We start from the raw sequence: 17,202 nt of genomic DNA, 5'->3' as shown, positions 1-17,202 counted from the left end.
CCTATCGCCCCCGTGTGAGCGTGCGGTAGACCTCGGCCAGCCGGGCGCGCGACCGCGCCCACGTCAGGCCCTCCTCGATGTGCGCCCGGCCTCTCCGCCCCATCGCGGCGGCCTCCTCCGGATACTCCAGCAGGATCCGGACGGCGCGGGCCAGCTCGGCGGGGCGGTCGGCCGGCACCAGCCGCCCGTGCCGCCCGTCCGCCATCAGCTCGCGGACGGCGGGCAGGTCCGAGGCGACCACGGCGACGCCCGCCGCCATCGACTCGATCACCTTCAGCGGCGCGCAGCCCTGGTCGAGGTTGCGGGCGCAGCCGGTCAGCGGCGCCACCGACACCTCGGCGTGCGCCAGCCACGCGGCGACCTCGTGGTGCGGCAGCGCGAACCGCCAGTCGACCCGCTCGGCGACGCCGAGCCGCTCGGCCAGCCGCCGCACCGGCTTCGCCCGCCGCTCCGGGACGGACGCGCAGACCACCAGCCGCAGGCCCGGCAGGTCGGCGAGCCGCGCGAAGGCGCGCATCAGCACGTCCAGGCCCTGCCAGGGCTGGAGCGCGCCGACGTAGATGAGGTACCGCTCGGGCGCGCCGGCGGGCCGCTCCGGCCTGTCCGCGACGTCGGCGCCGTTGGGGACGAGGTGGATCCGCTCCTCCGGCACCCCGAGGCCCTGGACGGCGTCGCCGATCACCCGCGACGGCACCACGACCGCGTCGCTGCGCTCCAGGCAGAACCGCTCCAGCTCGCGGATCTTGCCGAGCGTCGCGGGCGCGGCCCAGGGCCAGGTGTGGCTCATCTCGATGGACGGCAGGCCGTTGACCTCGTAGACGACCCTGTGGCGGCGCCCGTCCGCGACGGCGGGCAGCGCGCTCCACGGGTCGCGCACGTGGCAGATCTCCAGCGTGTCCCAGTGGGGCCGCAGGTGGGCGGCGACCCAGCCGGAGAACGCCTCGGCCCGGTCGATCAGGTTCGGGACCGCCGCGTCGAACCGCGCGATCTCCCGCGTCCCCTCCCGCTGGTAGCGCGGCAGGTCGCCGCCGCCGATCGCGGCGAGCAGCCCGCCCCCGAACCGCGCGAACAGCTCGTCGGCCATCTGCGCGATGTGGACCGCCGACCCCTTGCTGGACGGGAACCGGTCGAACGCGACGTACGCCGCCCTGTGGTGGAGCGGACCGTGGTGGAGCGGACCGTGCCGTGTCGGGCTCTCGCTCATCCGACCGCGGCCTCCTCCGGGACGGCCCGCAGGCCGCGGTGCCAGGCGATCTGGTCCGCGAGCCCGTCGGCCAGGCCCGTCACGGCCGTCCAGCCGAGCAGCTCCCTGGCGCGGGACGTGTCGGCCCAGGTGCGCTCGGCGTCCCCGGCCACCGGCGTCTCGCGCCGGATCTCCGCCGGTACGCCGAGCGCGCCGGTCAGCATCGCGATCGCTTCGTGGACCGCCACGTGCTCGGCGTGCCCGACGTTGACGGCGACGCCGGGCGGCAGGTCCTGCGCCGCCGCCGCGAGCGTGGCCGCGACCACGTCCCGCACGTGCGTGAAGCTCCTGGATCTGCGCCCGTCCCCGAACACCGGCAGCGGGCGCCCGTCGAGCGCCGCCTCGGCGAACCGGTGGAACGCCATGTCGGGCCGCTGGCGGGGGCCGTAGACCGAGAAGTACCTGAGCAGCACCGTCCGCAGCCCGCTCCCGGCGGCCAGGCGCGCGAGCCGCTCCACCTCCGCCTTGCTGACCGCGTACGGGCTCGCCGGCCTGAGCGGATCGTCCTCCCGGTTGGGGCGCCGTCCCGCCGACCCGTACACCGACGAACTGGACGCGACGACGACCTTCGGCCGCAGCCGGGCCGGCCGCCGCGCGCAGGCCGCGAGCAGCCGCCGCGTCGCCGCCACGTTGTCCCGCTCGACGAGCGCCTTGCCCGGCCCCCAGGAGTCGCGCACGCCGGGACGGCCCGCCAGGTGCACGACGACGTCCGCGGCCGAGACCGCCGAGAGATCGTCCACCGCCAGGTCGAGCTCGGCGGCGACGACGCCCGGCCCGGTCGCGACCTTCGCCCACGTCCGCCGCGCGACGCCGGGACTCAGCGAACGCTCGGGCGCGTCGACGGCCAGCACCTCGTGCCCCGCCTCCGAGAACGCGTCGACGACATGGCTCCCGATGAACCCCGCCGCACCAGTGACCACCACCCGCACCCGGGCACTGTATCCGGCACGCCGCGAACCGGGACAGGGCTCTCGTCCCTGCTCACACGGGACTCCCGACCGGGACATTCCGGGCGGCGGCGCGAGGGGCCGTCCGGCCGGGAGAGGGCAGCCACGAATCCCCCTTGTCACTACTTAGGGTTAGATACTGATTACAGAGGGGCATGAGGCTGTTGTTCAGATCGGAAGGCTTTGGGGGGAGAACTTCGTGAAACAGACCCACAGGCTCGCAACCGTGGTGCTCGCGGCCGCCCTCGGCGCGGGACTCGCCGGTGAAGGCGCCGCACTGGCCTCGATTCCGCCGGAGCCGTCGGTCCCGGCGGCGCCGGCGCGCCCGCAGGTCGCCATCGACCAGTACGCCACCGGCAAGGTGATCAGCCACACCCGGCTGGCGGTCCGGTCGAGGCCGACCACGCACTCCAAGCGGCAGTACTGGCTGAAGCCGGGGCAGAAGTTCCAGATCAAGTGCTGGACGCGCGGGCAGCGGATCGGCGACACCCGGGTCTGGTACCGCATGGGCTACAGCAGTCCCAAGGACTACGTCACCGCCTACTACGTGAAGATCATCAAGGGGCGCGTCCACCGCTGCTAGGCACGCCGGGGCTGGGGACCGCGTGCGGCCCCCAGCCGGGTCGTCCTCCGGCCCGGCCGGGCCGGAGGACGACCCCCGGTTCTCCGGACGGCCACCGGGCCGGGTTGACCTCAAGTTCGGTCGAGGTATCAGGGTCGATGGTGACAAGGCCCCGTCCGCACCAGGAGGAACATCCGTGAGCACACCCCCCGGCTTCTACTCGATCATCGACTACACCGTCGACGGCCACGCCACCCAGCGCGAGTTCGTGGAAGCGTTCGCGGAGATCCAGGAACGCTGGGTGCGCTTCTACCCCGGCTACCGGTCCGCTCGCTTCCACGTGAGCACGGACGGCACGCGGGTCTACAACATCGTGCACTGGGGGAGCGAGGACGACTACCGGAACTTCGTGGAGACCTCGGACACCGAAGGCCGGATGGCCGCCATCCAGAAGGCCCTCGACGACCTGCCGGGAAGGGCGGAGCCGCGGATGAGCGGCGTCCCGACCTACACCGTGGTCCGCGAGATCGGCCCCGGCCCCCGCCCCGCCGCCGACCGAGCCGAGGAGCGGTGATGGTGGAGATCTTCAGCGATGTCCTGTGCCCCTGGTGCTACATCGGCAAGCGACGGCTGTCGGCGGCCCTGGCGGACGTTCCCCACGGGCACAGGCCGCGGATCGTCTGGCGCGCCTACGAACTCGACCCCGACGGGGAACGCGAACCCGGCCCCACGGCCGCGGAGGCGATGGTCCGCTGGTGGGGCGATCAGGCGACCGCCCGGGTCGAGCGGATCAGGGCGCTGGGCGCCGCCGAGGGGCTGGAACTCAACCTGCACCTCGCCCGGCCGGTCAACACCTTCGACGCGCACCGGCTCTGCGGCCTCGCCGCCGACCGCGGCCGCGCCGACCAGATGATGGAGAGGCTCCTCCGCGCCTACCACACCGAGGGCCTCAACGTGGCCGACCCCCAGGTCCTTCAGCGGTTGGGCGAGGAGGCGGGGCTGGACGCCGAGGACGTGCGCGCCGTCCTCGCCGGGACCGGCTACGCGCAGCGCGTCCGGGCCGACCGGCGCCGCGGGGTCGAACACGGCGTCACCGGGGTGCCCAGCCTGTTGGTCGACGGCGGTCCTCCGGTCTCGGCCGTCCAGCCGCCCGCGGCACTGCGCCGCCTGCTGACCGGGACCGCGCGACCGCTCGGCCGGGCGGCGCCGGAGGCTCAGCGGGGGCGGGCCACGCGGGCCTCGTCCCAGACCGGTTCCGCGGACTCGTAGACCGAGCCGTCGGAGCCGAAGACGAGGTGGCGGTCGAAGGAGCGGGCGAACCAGCGGTCGTGGGTCACCGACACGACCGTCCCCTCGTAGGACTCCAGACCCTCCTGGAGGGCCTCGGCGCTGGCCAGGTCGAGGTTGTCGGTCGGCTCGTCCAGCAGGAGCAGCGTGGCGCCGCCCAGCTCCAGCAGCAGGATCTGCAACCGGGCCTGCTGGCCGCCGGACAGCGTCTCGAAGGGCTGCTCGGCGCACACGTTCAGCTCGTACCGGGTGAGCGCGCTCATCGCGTCGTTCCGCAGCCGCGCATGCTCGGTCATGACGATCTCGCACGGGGTGCGCCCGGCCAGGTCGGGGCGGGCGTGCGTCTGCGCGAACAGGCCAGGGACCACGCGCGCCCCCAGGCGGGCCACCCCGGTGTGCGCGACGGGCCTCACCGGCGTCGCACCGCGCGGGAGCGCCTCGGCGACGGCCGCGAGAAGCCGCAGGAAGTGCGACTTCCCGGAGCCGTTCGACCCCAGCACGGCGACGCGCTCGCCATACCAGACCTCGGTGTCGAACGGCTTCATCAGGCCCGTCAGCTCGAGGTTCTCGCAGACCACCGCGCGCTTGCCGGTCCTGCCGCCGCGCAGCCGCATCTTCAGGTTCTGGTCGCGGGGCGGCACCTCGGGCGGCCCCGCCTCCTCGAACTTGCGCAGCCGCGTCTGCGCCGCGCGGTAGCGGGACGCGAAGCCGTCGTTCACCGTGGCCTTCGTCCGCAGGGTGTTGACCAGCTCCTTGAGCTTGGCGTGCTCCTCGTCCCAGCGGCGGCGCAGCTCCTCCAGCCGCTCGTTGCGGTCGCGGCGGGCGGCGGCGTAGGTGGAGAACCGGCCGCCGTGGACCCACACGCGGGCCGCCTCCACGGTGACGATCCGGTCGGCGGAGCGGTCGAGCAGCTCGCGGTCGTGCGACACCAGCAGGACGGTCTTCGGCGTCTCCCGCAGCCGCTCCTCCAGCCACCGCTTGCCCGGAACGTCCAGGTAGTTGTCGGGCTCGTCGAGCAGGAGGACCTCGTCGGGGCCGCGGAGCAGGGCCTCCAGCGCGAGCCGCTTCTGCTCCCCGCCCGACAGGGTGCGCACCTCGCGCCACCGGCACGAGTCGTAGGAGACGCCGAGGGCCGCGACGCAGCACGCGTCCCAGAGCACCTCGGCCTCGTAGCCGCCCGCGTCGCCCCAGCCCGCGAGGGCCGTGGCGTAGCGGAGCTGGGCGGGCTCGTCGTCGCGCTCCATCATCACCAGCTCGGCCGCCTCCACCGCGGCCGCCGCCTCCCGCACCCGGGACGGGGCCAGCGACAGCAGGAGGTCGTGCACGTTCGAGTCGTCCCGCACGCTGCCGATGAACTGGCGCATGACGCCGACGCCACCGCTGTGCGCGACGGTCCCGGACTGCGGCGCGAGATCGCCCGCGATCAGGCGCAGAAGCGTCGTCTTGCCCGCACCGTTCGGGCCCACCAGGGCCGCCGTGACGCCGTCACCGACCCGGAAGGAGACGTCGTCGAGCAGCATCCGCCCGTCCGGCAGCACATGGCCGACGTGGCCCACCTCGACGTGTCCCATGCCGCCGAGTGTCGAGAACCCCCCACCGCGCCGTCAATCGATTTCTTCGGCGATCAGCGACGCGAGGTGCTCCGCCTCAGGCCCCAGGACGTCGTCAGTGCGAGATACCGGCGATCAGGTCACGGGCGCCCTTGCGCAGCAGATCGCCCGCCACGTACGCGCCCAGATCCTCGCCCTTGCCGGGTGCCGACCATTCCTGCGAGTGGACGAACCTCGACCCGTCCCGGGTGAAGACCATCCCGCGCAGACTCAACTGCCCGTCACGCTCCAACCTCGCGTGCCCCGCTATCGGGCTGTTGCAGTGCCCTTGCAACCCGTGCAGCATCGCGCGCTCCGCGCTTACGCACTGCCGGGTCACCCTGTCGTCCAGCAGCCGTACCAGTTCCACCACGTCGGAGTCAGTGCGGCGGCAGTCCACTGCCAGGACCCCCGCACCGACCGCCGGAAGGATGTCCAACTCCTCGCCCGGCCGCTCGATCCCCAGTCGCGCCAGGCTCGCCCGGGCCAGCACGATCGCGTCGAAGTCCTCACCGGCGTCCAGCCGCCCGAGCCGGGAGTTGACGTTGCCGCGCAGGTACTCCACCCGAAGATCAGGACGGATCTTGCCGAGCTGCGCACGCCGCCGCACGGCCGAGGTCCCCACCCGGGCCCCCGGCCCCAGATCCGCAAGGCAGCGAACCTTGCCCGCCATCGGGAACAGCATCACATCGGCGGTGTCGTCACGCTCGACGTAGGCGGCGAAGACCAGCCCCTCTGGGCGCGGCACGTCCCCTGGCACGTCCTTCAGGCAGTGCACCGCGACATCCACCGCCCCCGTCAGCAGCGCCCGGTCGATCTCCCGCATGAACGCGCCCTTGCCGCCCAGCTCGCCCAGATTCCCCCGATGGCGGTCCCCGGACGTCTGGATGCCCACGACTTCGATCCGCACATCGGCCAGCCCTTGTAGCCGGGCCGCGACGCCGCGCGCCTGCGTCATCGCCAGCGGAGACGTGCGCGTGCCCAGCCGAAGCGCCCCGCCGCCCCCACCGCTCCAGGAGAACGCCCGCTCCACCGCAGCCGACTCGGCCGGAACCAGATCCCTCACCGCCCCACCCTTCTTCGACGGGCCACATACCTACACCTCACCGCGCGCTCCCCTCATGCGGGTCCGGAAAGGTGCCCGGATACATCCGGTGATTCATCAGCGCGGCCACGCTGTCGGCCGCCGTCGCCGCGTCGCGGCACCCGGCGAACCGGAACCACGGGTCGCGGGAGACGTCGAAGTACGCCCACCCGCCATCGGGGACGGCTCGCGCCGTCGCCAGCATCCACACGTCCTCTTTCCGGCCGCGGACGAAGAACAGCAGCGTGGGAACCGGCAGTGCCGAAGACCGGCCCGGATACAGTTTCAGCCCCCGGTATCCCCGGCGCTCCGCGGCCGCCGCCAGACGGTCCAGATGCCGCACCGCCGTGTCGAGCCCCCGCGAAGTCCGCCACCACGCCCCGAACCGCACCAGGCCCGCGTTCTTGATCGTTATCGAGCTGGCTCTGGTCCGGGTCTCCGACTTCCCGTGCGCCCTCAGCACGCGATCACCGACCACACCCATTTGCCCTGCGGTGGCGTCCGGTCGACCCCACACCGCAGCGATAACGCCTGCACGATCGGCAGGCCCCATCCTCCCGTGCCGTCCTCGTGACCGGGGTTCAGCGCCTCGGCGTCCGGCGATCTGTACGGCGTTGACGACCCGCAGCAGGTGAACGGACTCCTCGACATCGCGCGCAAGGCAAAAGAACGGGGTTGGTGGGAGTCCTACGGCGCCACGCTCCCCACCGAGACGCGGACCATGATCGGTATCGAGACCGAGGCTTCGCTCATCTCCACCTATGCGCAGGCACTCGTGCCGGGCCTCCTGCAGACGCCGGACTACGCTCGGGCAGTGATCCGCGCCGCGCGGCCTGGAGACTCGCAGGAGATCATCGACCAGCGCGTTGAGGTGCGCCTTGCTCGTCAGGCACTACTCGATGAGGAGCACGGACCGCAGCTCTGGGCCGTGATCAATGAGGGAGTGGTCCGCCAGATCGTTGGAAGCCCGAAGATCATGGAAGCGCAGCTGGGAAGCCTCGCGGAGGAGCGCGATAGGCAGAACGTAGTCGTTCAAGTGCTTCCCTTCGGCGCCGGTGAGCACCCCGCCATGGTCGGATCCTTTTCCCTCTACAGCTTCCCTGCCGAGGGGGAGACCGGGGTGGCCTACATCGAGACGATGAACGGCGCGCTGATCTTGGAACAGGCGCACGACCTGGAGACTTACGGCGATGCCTTCGACCGCATCCGCGCGATGGCCCTGTCACCCAGAGATTCCCGGAACCTCATCCGCTCCATCGCGGCAGATACGATCTAACCGCGGAAAGGAGCACAAATGCGAGCAGACCCTCCGCCACTGAACTGGCGGAAGAGCAGCTACAGCGGCGGGACGGGAGACTGCGTGGAGCTTGCCGCCCAGCACGGTAGCGGTACCGCCGTGCGAGATTCCAAGGATGCGGAAGGCCCCGTGCTGTCCTTTCGCCCTGCAGAGTGGGCTGCATTCGCCCGCGAGGTCAGAGCAGGCCAATACGACAGTCCTCGTGCCGCATGGCGAAAGAGCAGCCGGAGCAGCGGCAACGGCCAGTGTGTCGAGGTCGCCCGCATGCCATCCGCCGTTGCCGTGCGTGACAGCAAACTGCCGACCGGGCCGCGCTTGGCCATCCCGGCATCTCAGTGGGGCCTGTTCCTTCGGGCGGTTAAGGCCGGACGCCATGACATGAGTTGACCGCTCCCGGCGCCCCGCTCCGCGCCGTGAACACGCAGCGGGCCTTGGCTTTCCCGCCGACCCATGAGCGCAGGGGTGCGTGCCCGTGCGACGCCCTTCGTCCAGGAGTTGAGGATCAGTCGGCGGCGTGGGCGAGGTCGGGGATGTGGGCGGGGGCGATCCGGGGGCGGGACGGCGGCTGGAGGAGGAAGAGCTTCTTGTCCAGCCGCTCCATCTCTCCGCCTCGCCCGCAGATGAGTCCGGCGCAGAAGTCCACCAGCTGCCTGGCCACGTCGTCGGTCAGTTCGGTGAGATCCATGAGCACCGGGTCGCCCTTGCGGAAGAAGTGCCCGACGTGGAGCACCTCGTTGTAGTCCTTGGGGCGCAGCGTTTTGATCACACCTCAAGTCTGCCTGGGCTTCCGCGTGGCGCAAGGCCGATCCGCCATCTCGCCCGGCTCCGCACCGGTCGGTTCAACCGGCGAGCAGCGACCGGACCTGCTCCACCACGGAGGCCAGGGCGATCTTGGAGGTCTCGCCGGTGGCGCGGATCGTGACTTCGGCGACGCCCTCGGCGAGGCCGCGGCGGCCCACGGTCACGCGAAAGGGGATGCCGGTCAGCTCCACGTCCCGGAACTTCACGCCCGCGCGCTCGGCGCGGTCGTCGATCACCACCTCGACGCCCGCCCCGGCCAGGCCCGCGTAGACCTCCTCCGCCGCCGCGGCCACGTCGGCGTCGTCGGACTGGGCGGTCACGACGGCGACCTGGAACGGTGCGACGGCCACCGGCCAAACGATGCCGCGCTCGTCGTGGTGGGTCTCGACGATCGCGGCCATCGCGCGCTCGATCCCGAGCCCGTAGCTGCCCATGACCACCGGGACGGAGCGACCGGCGGCGTCCAGCACCTCGACGCCGAGCGCGCGGGAGTAGCGGTCGCCCAGCTTGAAGATGTGCCCGACCTCGATCGCCCGCAGCGACTCCAGCGGCCCGCCGCAGCGGACGCAGGGCTCCCCCTCCGCGACCTCGCGCAGGTCCGCCCAGGCGCCCACTTCGATGTCGCGGCCGACGTCGACGCCGCGCAGGTGGACGTCGTCGGTGTTGGCGCCGGTGAACATGTCGCGGCGACCGCGCAGCGCCTCGTCCGCGATCACCGGGAGCGCCGCGCCGACCGCCCCGAGGCTGCCGGGCAGCGCGCCGAGGGCGTCCCGGATCTCGCCGGGCTCGGCGGCGCGGATCTCCGTGGCGCCCGTCGCGTCCACGAGTTTCTGCTCGTTGAGCGGGTGGTCGCCGCGCAGCAGGACGAGCGTCGGCGCGCCGTCCAGGACGTACACGAGCGTCTTGATCTGCCGGTCGGCGGGCGCGCCGTACGCCAGGAGGTCCTCGATCGTGCGGACGCCCGGGGTGTCGAAGCGCTCCGGCGCGTCGGGCCCCGGCCCGTCCTGCGCGGCGGGGAGCGCCGACGTCGCCCGCTCGACGTTCGCCGCGTACCCGCAGGCCGGGCAGCGGAAGACGATGTCCTCCCCGGCCTGCGCCGGGCACATGAACTCGGTCGAGTCCGAGCCGCCCATGGTGCCGTTGGACGCTTCGCACGCCAGCGCCGCCAGCCCGAGCCGCTCGAAGATCCGCGTGTAGGCGCCGAGGTGGGCCTCGAACGAGGCGTCCAGCCCGGCGCGGTCGACGTCGAAGCTGTAGGCGTCCTTCATGGTGAACTCGCGGGTCCGCAGGAGGCCGCCCTTGGGGCGCGGCTCGTCCCGGAACTTCGTCTGGAACTGGTACCACTGCTGCGGCAGCCGCCGGTAGGAGTCCAGCTCCCGGGCGACCGTCGCGAAGATCTCCTCGTGCGTCAGGCCGAGGGCGTGCTCGGCACCGCGCCGGTCGCGCAGCCGGAACAGCTCCTGGCCGATCAGGTCCCAGCGGCCCGACCGCTTCCACGGCTCGGCCGGGTGCATCGCCGGCAGCAGCATCTCCTGCGCGCCGACCGCCTCCATCTCCTCGCGGACGATCTGAACGATCTTCGCCCGGACGCGCACGGCCAGCGGCAGCAGGCAGTAATGCCCCGCCGTCAGCTGCCGGACGTACCCCGCCCGCAGCAGCAGCCGGTGGCTCGCCGCCTCGGCCTCGGCGGGGTCCTCGCGAAGGGTCGGCGCGAACATCTGGGACCAGCGCATCCCGCGAGCGTAACGAGAAGGCCTGGCCAGGCCGACATGATTGACGAGCCCCCTGTCAACGGCCGTGGCAGGCCCTCGGGCCCGGAGCCTGCGCCGCTTCGGCGTCGGTCACGCCTCTACCAGCTTCACAAGGGCTTCCCGCTTGCCTGACGGGGCTTCGCGCAGCACCCGTCGAGCACGTAGGAGGGCATCCACGTCGGCGGTGGCGGCGGCGACCTCCGCGGCGACCGAGTCGATTCTCCCGAGGCCGGCATCCGCGAGCCATCGGGACACCTGGGCCCAGGAGTACAGCTTGACGCGGCTGCCGCGATGAACGACCGGAGCGGGGAAGCCTCCTGGGCCGCGTTCACCGGTCGTCCAGTGCCCGACGGCCGGGGCCGACCTGCCGGTCTTCTCGGCGATGTCGTCGATGGTGACCAGGTCCTCCGTGACGCCGGTCACCGACAGTCCACTGCGCTCGCTGTCGTCGATGGCGGAGAGGACCGCCTCGATGGCGTTGCGCGCCTCGCGCGAGAACAGGACGGCGCCGCTCTGCTCGTCGCCGGAGAGCTGGCCGTCGCCGCAGCGCGAGTACAGCCGCTCCGCGGCCTCTTCAAGGTCGCTGATCGGCCCGACCTCGAGCTCGAACCAGTAGGTGCTCATCAGTCCTTCTCTTCCTGCCGTGCGGCCGCCTTGGCGTCGTGCTGCCGCATCCGCCTCCGGATCTTCTGTGCCTCGTGTTCGTCGACGTCGGGAGTTCCGTTGATCGAGAAGGGAGGAGTGCAGCAGCCGGGGCCGCCAGGGCAGGATGCCCTCGCATACGCGTGAGCCCGTCCGCTGGTGTAGGTGACCTGCCACCCGGCTTCCACTAACACCTTGATAGCGGCCCGTGTGCGCTTACCTGGCATGTAGCGACTGTGCTACCTGTGTAGGTCTAGAATAACATTCGTGCTGGCGGCCTCCAAGGCGATAGCCGAGCGGTAAGAGAGGCGATCTGGGACGGGCGGATCGCGCGAGGGTGGTTAAGGTGCCCTGACCAACGTGGATGGTCAGTACCCTTGGGGCCGTGAGTCGAGAAGGTGTGACGCCGCAGAGCGAGGATTTCTCCGCCTGGTACAACGAGCTGGTGGTGCAGGCCCAGCTCGTCGACCGCGGACCGGTTCGCGGCACGATGGTCATCCGCCCGTACGGTTACCGGGTGTGGGAGCTGCTCCAGGCCGACCTGGACCGGCGCATCAAGGAGGCGGGGCACGACAACGCCTGCTTCCCGATGTTCATCCCGGAGTCCTACCTCAAGCGCGAGGCCGAGCACGTCGAGGGCTTCTCCCCGGAGCTGGCGGTCGTCACGCACGCCGGCGGCAAGGACCTCGAGGAGCCGCTCGTCGTGCGGCCGACCTCCGAGACGGTCATCGGCGAGTACATGGCCAAGTGGATCGACTCGCACCGCGACCTGCCGCTGCTGCTGAACCAGTGGGCGAACGTCGTCCGCTGGGAGATGCGCCCCCGGATGTTCCTGCGGACCACCGAGTTCCTCTGGCAGGAGGGCCACACCGCGCACATCGACGAGGACGACGCGATGCGCGAGACGATGTGGGCGCTCGACGCCTACGCGAGCGTGGCGCGTGACCTGGCGGCGATCCCCGTGGTGGCGGGGGAGAAGACGCCCGGCGAGCGGTTCGCGGGCGCCGTCCGCACCTACACGATCGAGGCCATGATGCGCGACGGCCGGGCCCTGCAGGCCGGCACGTCCCACTACCTCGGCACCAACTTCGCCAAGGCGTTCGAGATCCAGTATCAGGACGAGGAGGGCAAGCTCACCCTCGCCCACACCACGTCCTGGGGCATGAGCACCCGCATGATCGGCGGTGTGATCATGACGCACGGCGACGACAAGGGCCTGGTGATGCCGCCGCGCCTCGCGCCCTACCAGGTCGTCATCGTGCCGATCGGGCGCAAGGAGCAGGGCGAGCAGGCCGCCGAGCACGCCCGCCGGCTCGGCGCCGCGATCAAGTCGATGGGCATCCGGGTGCACGTCGACGACAACCGGCCGCAGCTGTCGCCCGGCTTCAAGTTCAACGAGTGGGAGATGCGCGGCGTCCCGGTCCGCATCGAGCTCGGCAAGCGCGACATCGAGGGCGGCGTCGCCACCGTCGTCCGGCGGCTCCCGACCGTCGAGGGGCAGGGCAAGGAGCAGATCCCGCTCGACAAGGTGCCCGAGGTGCTGCCCGGGATGCTCGCCGACTTCCAGACGTTCCTGCTCGCCAGGGCCGAGAAGTTCCGCGAGGACAACACCGCCTCGGTGGACGACTGGGACGCGTTCGCCGCGCAGGTCGCCACCGGCTGGGCCCGCGCGTTCCACTGCGGCGAGACCGCCTGCGAGGACGACATCAAGGCCGAGACCGCCGCCACCCCCCGCGTGATCCCGGCCGACGCGCCCGAGGAGACCGGCGTCTGCGTGAAGTGCGGCCGCCCGTCCGCCTACGGCAAGCGCGTCATCTTCGGCCGCGCCTACTGAGGACGCCTCCGACCGCCCCGGGCGGGCCCGTCATGGACGGGCCCGCCCGGCGCTCGTGGCGGGGCCCCAGTGACCGAGCTCGTCCGACCGGCGGCGGGTCAGGCCTCCTTCGGTGCGCGGCGCTCCGCGCGCAGCCTCGTCAGGAACGGCTGGAGGAACCATGCCCAGCCGCCGAGGAGCACGGCGACCGCGACCGTGGCGGCGGTGGCGGCCGCCTCGTCCGACAGCGCCTGGACGACCAGGGTGGTCGCCGCGGTCATCGAGACGCCCAGCGCGAAGGCCCCGGCGATCCCGAACCGGTTGGCGCGCCGGATCAGCAGCGCCTTCTGCCCGAGCCGGAACAGGATCCGGTGCTGGATGACGGGGGCGATGAAGCAGACGGACGCGAGCCCCGCCCCGAACAGCGCGATGTAGAACAGCGCCCGGCCCGTGTCGCTGACCTTGGCGTCGAAGCCCGCCGAGAACGGGACGGTCAGCAGGAACGCGAACAGCACCTGCACTCCGGTGGTCGCCACCCGGAAGCCCTGGAGCAGCTCCATCAGCTGCCGGTCCAGGCGCTCGTGCTCCGTCTCGTTGCGGGGCTTGTCTGAGGGGTCGTCGCTCATGGATGCCGTTTACCCCGGCAAAACGCCCATCAGTCGCCCGGCTTGAAACGTTCTAGTCGAGCGTGGGCGGCTCCACCCGCAGTGCGAGCATCGACACGTCGTCGCGCAGGTCGCTGTCGCAGTAGTCGAGCAGCGCCCGCTCCACGCCCGCGAGCATCTCCTCCGGCGGCTTCCCCGCGTGCCCGGCGAGCGCCTCCAGCAGGCGCTCCTGGCCGAACTCCTGCCGCGTCATGTCGCACGCCTCCAGGACCCCGTCCGAATGCAGGATCAGCGTGTCGCCGACGGACAGGTCGATCGTGTCGAGGCCGGCCTCGAAGTCCTCGAACAGGCCGAGCGGGACGCCGCCGCGCGACGCCGACCTGATCACCCCGTCGGCACGGACGATGATCGCGGGCGGGTGGCCCGCGGTGCCGAGCGACACGATGATCCGCTCGGTCTCCAGCGTCAGGCTCGCCATCACGGCCGTGACGAACCGGTCCTCGTCCAGCAGGGCCTCGTTCACGATCCCGAGCACGTCGGCGGGACGGGCCTTCCACCGCGAAGCGAGCCGGACGCAGTGCCGGGCCGTCGCCGTCACGGCCGCCGCGTCCTCGCCCTTGCCGCACACGTCGCCGAGGACCAGCCCCCACCCGTTCTCGGTGCGGAAGACGTCGTAGAAGTCGCCGCCCACCTCCGCGCCGTGCGTGGACGTCAGGTACCGCGCGGCAACGCTCACCCCCGGGATGGCGGGGAGCGACTTCGGCAGCAGCCCGGCCTGGAGCGTGTCCGCGACCTCCGCGCGGCGCCTGTAGAGGCGCGCGGCCCGGATCACCAGGGCCAGGTAGCGGCCGAGCCGCTGCACGACGCCGAGGTCCATGAGGTCGAACGGGCCGTACTCGCCGCTGGCCGCCAGGGTGATCGTGCCGATGGCGCGGTCGCCGTCCTCGATGGGGACGCTGAGCACCGACGTCACGCCGATCTTGCCGCAGACCGGCAGCCCGTCCGGGCACATGCCGAGCACGTCGAGGTTCTCCACGTGGGGGCGCAGCGCGCTCTGCCGGGTGACGAAGACGTTGTGGGGGAGGGTGTCCTCGGCGGGGTCGACCTCCTCCAGCATCCGCGCGGCCTCGACGGACCGCTCGTCCTCCGGGCCCATCACGACCTGGCGGCGCAGCGCGGGCGCCGCGCCCGCCCTCGTCGCGCCGCCCTGCGCCGCCGCGGACGGGTTGCCGCCGGCGGGGGCGGTCAGGTCGATGAACGCCCAGTCGGCCAGCTCCGCCGCCAGCAGCCGGGCGCAGCGGCGCACGGCCACCGTCTCGTTGAAGACCGGCTCGTCGAGCAGCAGTTCGCTGGCGGTGGCGAGGACGTCCATCCGGTGCACGATCGTGGCCACGGCCTCGTCGTCGTTCGGACCGCCGTCGGCGGGCCGGGCCCGCCCCGTGCCCGCGGCCTGCCCCTTGGACGCGGGCGCCCCGCCGGCGCCGTCGTCGGCGCGCGTGGTCGTCGGCCCGGCGGCCACCACGATCATCGGGTCGGGCTCACCTCGGATCCACACCCGCGCGAAGGTCAGCACGGCGTCGATCGGGTGGTCGCGACCGAGGAACCGGACGCCGACGCGGCGCCGCCGTCCCGTCCGGATCGCCGCCGCGAGCTGCGACCGGACGGCCGCCCGGGTCGCCATGTCGCAGAACGCCGTGAACTGCTTGCCCGACACGTAGCCCGACGACGTGCCGAGCAGCTCGGCGGCCTGCCTGTTGACGCGGCGGACGTTCGTCGTCCGGTCGAGCAGGAACAGCGGGACCGGGGCGTCCTGGAAGACCGTGCGCAGGACCCGCCGCTCGTTCTCGGCGGCGGCCGACCCGCCCGACTCGCCGGACTGCTCGCCGCCCATCGTGCGCAGCACGGTCAGCGCCAGCTCGAGCTCGACCAGCGCCGCGTCCAGCGTGGCGCGCAGGTCGGGCTCGGGCACGCCGGCGGCCTGGCGCAGCTCGCCGATGCGGCCTTCGAGGTCCGAGACCTCCCGCAGCAGGGACTCGGGTTCGAGCTGGTCGGGCTGATCGTGCATCTGGTCTCCTTTCGTCCGCGTCACCACGGTGGAACCAGGACGGCTCCCGCCCCTGCCGGGCCGGACGCCGGTCTACGGGGCCGCTGGGCGCAGCCTATGCGTCTCGCCGGCACCTAGGGCAGGCCCTGGTGTCCGACGATACGCTGGGCGAGAGCGGTGAGCTTAACGTGGCGGGTCTGCGAGATCCGGCGCATCTCCGCGAACGCCTCGTCGGCATCGCAGCCGAGCGCGTGCATGAGGATCCCCTTGGCCTGGTCGACGACGGCGCGCGCCTCGACGGCGGCCTGGAGCTGGACGGCCGTGCGGTGCACGTCGTCGTACTGCTGGCTGTTGGAGACGGCCGCGGTGCCCTGCGCCACCAGCAGCGACGCGATCGCGTGCCGCCCGTGGCCGAGGGACTTCGGCGTCACCCCGTACAGGGTGAGCGTGACGAGGACGGGCGGGTTCAGGTGCGGGGTGGTGGTGAAGCAGCGCACCCCGCGGCGCAGCATGTCCGACATGGCCTCGGGCCAGCGGGTCTCGGCGAGGATGTCGTCCGAGGTCAGCGGCATCTGGTCGGCCACCACGTCGAAGAGCGGCCCGCGACCGCGGGCCAGCTGCCGGTCGGTCACCTCGGCGAGGTCGGGATGGCTGGCCGCGGCGGCCAGCGGCTCCGGCCGGGTCTCCTCCGGCGCCGCGGCGGAGCCGGGTGCGGCGCCCTGGACGGACATGTCCGCGATGCGGCCCGCCCGGTCGGCGTTCGGTCGTGCCGCGGCGCCCCGGGTGCTCGGCAGCGCCCAGCGCACGCTCGCGGCGCCCGCGCATCCGGGCACGGCCCGCGACGCGAGCTCGGTCACCCGGTGCAGGGTGCCCACGTCGGAGGACTCCCCGACCATGCCCAGGCGGGCGATCTCCAGCGCGAGCTGGTCCGTGAGGACCGTTTCGGTGGGCGTCACGCTTCGAGATTAGCCTGCCCGGGGGGATGCGCAGGCGGGCCCTGCCAGGTCACGCCGCCCCGGCGCTCCGCGGAGGTGCGTCAGTTGTTCGGGGGCGCCTTGCTGATCTCGGGAAGGGGGCCGCCGTCCCCGTTCGCGAGGGCCAGGTCTCCGATGCACACGATGCCGACCGGGTGGTGTTCGGCGTCCACGACCGGGAGGCGCCGGACGGCGTGCTCGCTCATCAGCCGCGCCACCGTGTCGGTGTCGTCCTCGGGATGGACGGTCGCCAGCTCGGCGGTGCACACGTCGCCGAGCGGGGTGAGCGAGGTGTCGCGGCTCTCCGCCACCGCGCGGACCACGATGTCACGGTCGGTCACCAGCCCGCACAGCCGTCCGGCGTAGGTGACCAGCACGTCTCCGATGCCCTGGTCCCGCATGATGCGAGCCGCCTCGTAGAGCGTCGCGTCGAGCGGCAACGACTGCGGCGCCGCCGTCATCACCTCTCTGACCCTTGATGACATGGCGCGCACATCCTCCCGAATCGCCAACGGCTCGCGTGGCCCGTGTGTGCGCGCCTTACCCAAGGTCGGCGCCCCTAT

The 17,202-nt window shown here is 72.3% G+C and carries 18 protein-coding genes; 6 read left to right on the top strand and 12 right to left on the bottom strand.

All coding sequences use genetic code 11. The annotated features are described in order from the left end of the window. Position 1 precedes the first annotated feature (1 nt). Together FKD65_RS17280 and FKD65_RS17275 are read right to left on the bottom strand one after the other, a co-directional pair. A complete protein-coding gene (locus FKD65_RS17280; RefSeq protein WP_141578465.1) occupies positions 2-1,204 on the bottom strand; it encodes a glycosyltransferase family 4 protein in 1,203 nt (400 codons plus the stop codon). Next, positions 1,201-2,172: an NAD(P)-dependent oxidoreductase gene (locus tag FKD65_RS17275; protein ID WP_240810195.1), complete on the bottom strand. Its 972-nt coding sequence runs from the start codon at positions 2,170-2,172 to the stop codon at positions 1,201-1,203. Before FKD65_RS17275 ends, FKD65_RS17280 begins: the two co-directional genes overlap by 4 nt. 217 nt (positions 2,173-2,389) lie before the next feature. Here FKD65_RS17275 and FKD65_RS17270 point away from each other — a divergent pair, with 217 nt between their 5' ends. The 3 genes from FKD65_RS17270 to FKD65_RS17260 all read left to right on the top strand — a co-directional run bounded on the left by FKD65_RS17270 (position 2,390) and on the right by FKD65_RS17260 (position 4,021). Continuing rightward, positions 2,390-2,773, top strand: coding sequence for a hypothetical protein (locus tag FKD65_RS17270; protein ID WP_141578463.1), 384 nt, complete (start codon positions 2,390-2,392; stop codon positions 2,771-2,773). Positions 2,774-2,948: 175 nt separating this feature from the next. After that, a complete protein-coding gene (locus tag FKD65_RS17265; protein ID WP_141578462.1) occupies positions 2,949-3,326 on the top strand; it encodes an antibiotic biosynthesis monooxygenase in 378 nt (125 codons plus the stop codon). After that, complete coding sequence (locus FKD65_RS17260; protein WP_240810194.1) at positions 3,326-4,021, top strand: DsbA family oxidoreductase; 696 nt, start codon at positions 3,326-3,328, stop codon at positions 4,019-4,021. The genes FKD65_RS17265 and FKD65_RS17260 overlap by 1 nt, the downstream gene beginning before the upstream one ends. On the opposite strand, the gene FKD65_RS17255 is transcribed toward FKD65_RS17260, so the two are convergent. From FKD65_RS17255 to FKD65_RS17245, 3 genes are all read right to left on the bottom strand, one after another. Continuing rightward, the gene (locus FKD65_RS17255) at positions 3,967-5,610 is read right to left on the bottom strand and encodes an ABC-F family ATP-binding cassette domain-containing protein (RefSeq protein ID WP_141578460.1); all 1,644 of its coding nucleotides are present in this window, start codon (positions 5,608-5,610) and stop codon (positions 3,967-3,969) included. The two genes, FKD65_RS17260 and FKD65_RS17255, sit on opposite strands and share 55 nt — an antisense overlap. Before the next feature lie 94 nt (positions 5,611-5,704). Next, positions 5,705-6,694 carry a hydroxymethylbilane synthase gene (hemC, locus tag FKD65_RS17250; protein WP_205718692.1) on the bottom strand — a complete coding sequence of 330 codons (990 nt, stop codon included), beginning with the start codon at positions 6,692-6,694 and terminating at the stop codon, positions 5,705-5,707. A 37-nt stretch (positions 6,695-6,731) separates the two neighbouring features. Then, on the bottom strand, positions 6,732-7,175 hold the full coding sequence (locus FKD65_RS17245) for a hypothetical protein (RefSeq protein ID WP_141578459.1): 444 nt from the start codon (positions 7,173-7,175) through the stop codon (positions 6,732-6,734). Between the two features lie 168 nt (positions 7,176-7,343). Here FKD65_RS17245 and FKD65_RS17240 point away from each other — a divergent pair, with 168 nt between their 5' ends. Beyond that, positions 7,344-7,988 (top strand): DUF5753 domain-containing protein, encoded by a 645-nt coding sequence (locus tag FKD65_RS17240; protein WP_141578458.1) that lies wholly within the window; start codon positions 7,344-7,346, stop codon positions 7,986-7,988. A gap of 18 nt (positions 7,989-8,006) precedes the next feature. Continuing rightward, the gene (locus tag FKD65_RS46615) at positions 8,007-8,396 is read left to right on the top strand and encodes a DUF397 domain-containing protein (protein ID WP_141578457.1); all 390 of its coding nucleotides are present in this window, start codon (positions 8,007-8,009) and stop codon (positions 8,394-8,396) included. Positions 8,397-8,511: 115 nt separating this feature from the next. Here FKD65_RS46615 and sepF read toward each other — a convergent pair whose 3' ends face one another. From sepF to FKD65_RS17220, 3 genes are all read right to left on the bottom strand, one after another. Continuing rightward, the gene (sepF, locus tag FKD65_RS17230) at positions 8,512-8,775 is read right to left on the bottom strand and encodes a cell division protein SepF (RefSeq protein ID WP_141578456.1); all 264 of its coding nucleotides are present in this window, start codon (positions 8,773-8,775) and stop codon (positions 8,512-8,514) included. Positions 8,776-8,848: 73 nt separating this feature from the next. Beyond that, a complete protein-coding gene (locus FKD65_RS17225; protein WP_141578455.1) occupies positions 8,849-10,543 on the bottom strand; it encodes a proline--tRNA ligase in 1,695 nt (564 codons plus the stop codon). A gap of 108 nt (positions 10,544-10,651) precedes the next feature. After that, entirely contained in the window at positions 10,652-11,185 is a 534-nt protein-coding gene (locus FKD65_RS17220) for a hypothetical protein (RefSeq protein WP_141578454.1), read from the bottom strand. A 403-nt stretch (positions 11,186-11,588) separates the two neighbouring features. On the opposite strand from FKD65_RS17220, the gene proS reads away from it, so the two are divergent. Beyond that, positions 11,589-13,037 carry a proline--tRNA ligase gene (proS, locus tag FKD65_RS17215; RefSeq protein WP_240810193.1) on the top strand — a complete coding sequence of 483 codons (1,449 nt, stop codon included), beginning with the start codon at positions 11,589-11,591 and terminating at the stop codon, positions 13,035-13,037. Between the two features lie 98 nt (positions 13,038-13,135). Here the strand turns inward: proS and FKD65_RS17210 are convergent, their stop codons facing one another. The 4 genes from FKD65_RS17210 to FKD65_RS17195 all read right to left on the bottom strand — a co-directional run bounded on the left by FKD65_RS17210 (position 13,136) and on the right by FKD65_RS17195 (position 17,124). Then, positions 13,136-13,642, bottom strand: a complete 507-nt coding sequence (locus tag FKD65_RS17210; protein WP_141578453.1) for a DUF6328 family protein — start codon at positions 13,640-13,642, stop codon at positions 13,136-13,138. Between the two features lie 52 nt (positions 13,643-13,694). Next, the gene (locus FKD65_RS17205) at positions 13,695-15,686 is read right to left on the bottom strand and encodes a SpoIIE family protein phosphatase (protein WP_141578452.1); all 1,992 of its coding nucleotides are present in this window, start codon (positions 15,684-15,686) and stop codon (positions 13,695-13,697) included. Positions 15,687-15,799: 113 nt separating this feature from the next. Then, the gene (locus tag FKD65_RS17200; RefSeq protein ID WP_240810192.1) at positions 15,800-16,621 is read right to left on the bottom strand and encodes an ANTAR domain-containing response regulator; all 822 of its coding nucleotides are present in this window, start codon (positions 16,619-16,621) and stop codon (positions 15,800-15,802) included. A gap of 80 nt (positions 16,622-16,701) precedes the next feature. Next, complete coding sequence (locus FKD65_RS17195) at positions 16,702-17,124, bottom strand: CBS domain-containing protein (protein WP_141578451.1); 423 nt, start codon at positions 17,122-17,124, stop codon at positions 16,702-16,704. Positions 17,125-17,202: the final 78 nt, after the last annotated feature.

This window comes from Actinomadura sp. WMMA1423 (genome assembly GCF_006547145.1).
In the GTDB taxonomy this organism is placed as follows: domain Bacteria; phylum Actinomycetota; class Actinomycetes; order Streptosporangiales; family Streptosporangiaceae; genus Spirillospora.
Note: the sequence above shows the minus strand (reverse complement) of the source record. Positions and strands in the feature narration are given on the sequence as shown.

Excerpts from the sequence above, each read along its gene's own strand:
- FKD65_RS17280 (WP_141578465.1), bottom strand. The coding sequence starts at position 1,204 with ATGAGCGAGAGCCCGACACGGCACGGTCCGCTCCACCACGGTCCGCTC.
- FKD65_RS46615 (WP_141578457.1), top strand. The coding sequence starts at position 8,007 with ATGCGAGCAGACCCTCCGCCACTGAACTGGCGGAAGAGCAGCTACAGC.
- FKD65_RS17255 (WP_141578460.1), bottom strand. The coding sequence starts at position 5,610 with ATGGGACACGTCGAGGTGGGCCACGTCGGCCATGTGCTGCCGGACGGG.
- FKD65_RS17260 (WP_240810194.1), top strand. The coding sequence starts at position 3,326 with ATGGTGGAGATCTTCAGCGATGTCCTGTGCCCCTGGTGCTACATCGGC.
- FKD65_RS17225 (WP_141578455.1), bottom strand. The coding sequence starts at position 10,543 with ATGCGCTGGTCCCAGATGTTCGCGCCGACCCTTCGCGAGGACCCCGCC.
- FKD65_RS17205 (WP_141578452.1), bottom strand. The coding sequence starts at position 15,686 with ATGCACGATCAGCCCGACCAGCTCGAACCCGAGTCCCTGCTGCGGGAG.
- FKD65_RS17220 (WP_141578454.1), bottom strand. The coding sequence starts at position 11,185 with ATGAGCACCTACTGGTTCGAGCTCGAGGTCGGGCCGATCAGCGACCTT.
- FKD65_RS17195 (WP_141578451.1), bottom strand. The coding sequence starts at position 17,124 with ATGTCATCAAGGGTCAGAGAGGTGATGACGGCGGCGCCGCAGTCGTTG.
- FKD65_RS17210 (WP_141578453.1), bottom strand. The coding sequence starts at position 13,642 with ATGAGCGACGACCCCTCAGACAAGCCCCGCAACGAGACGGAGCACGAG.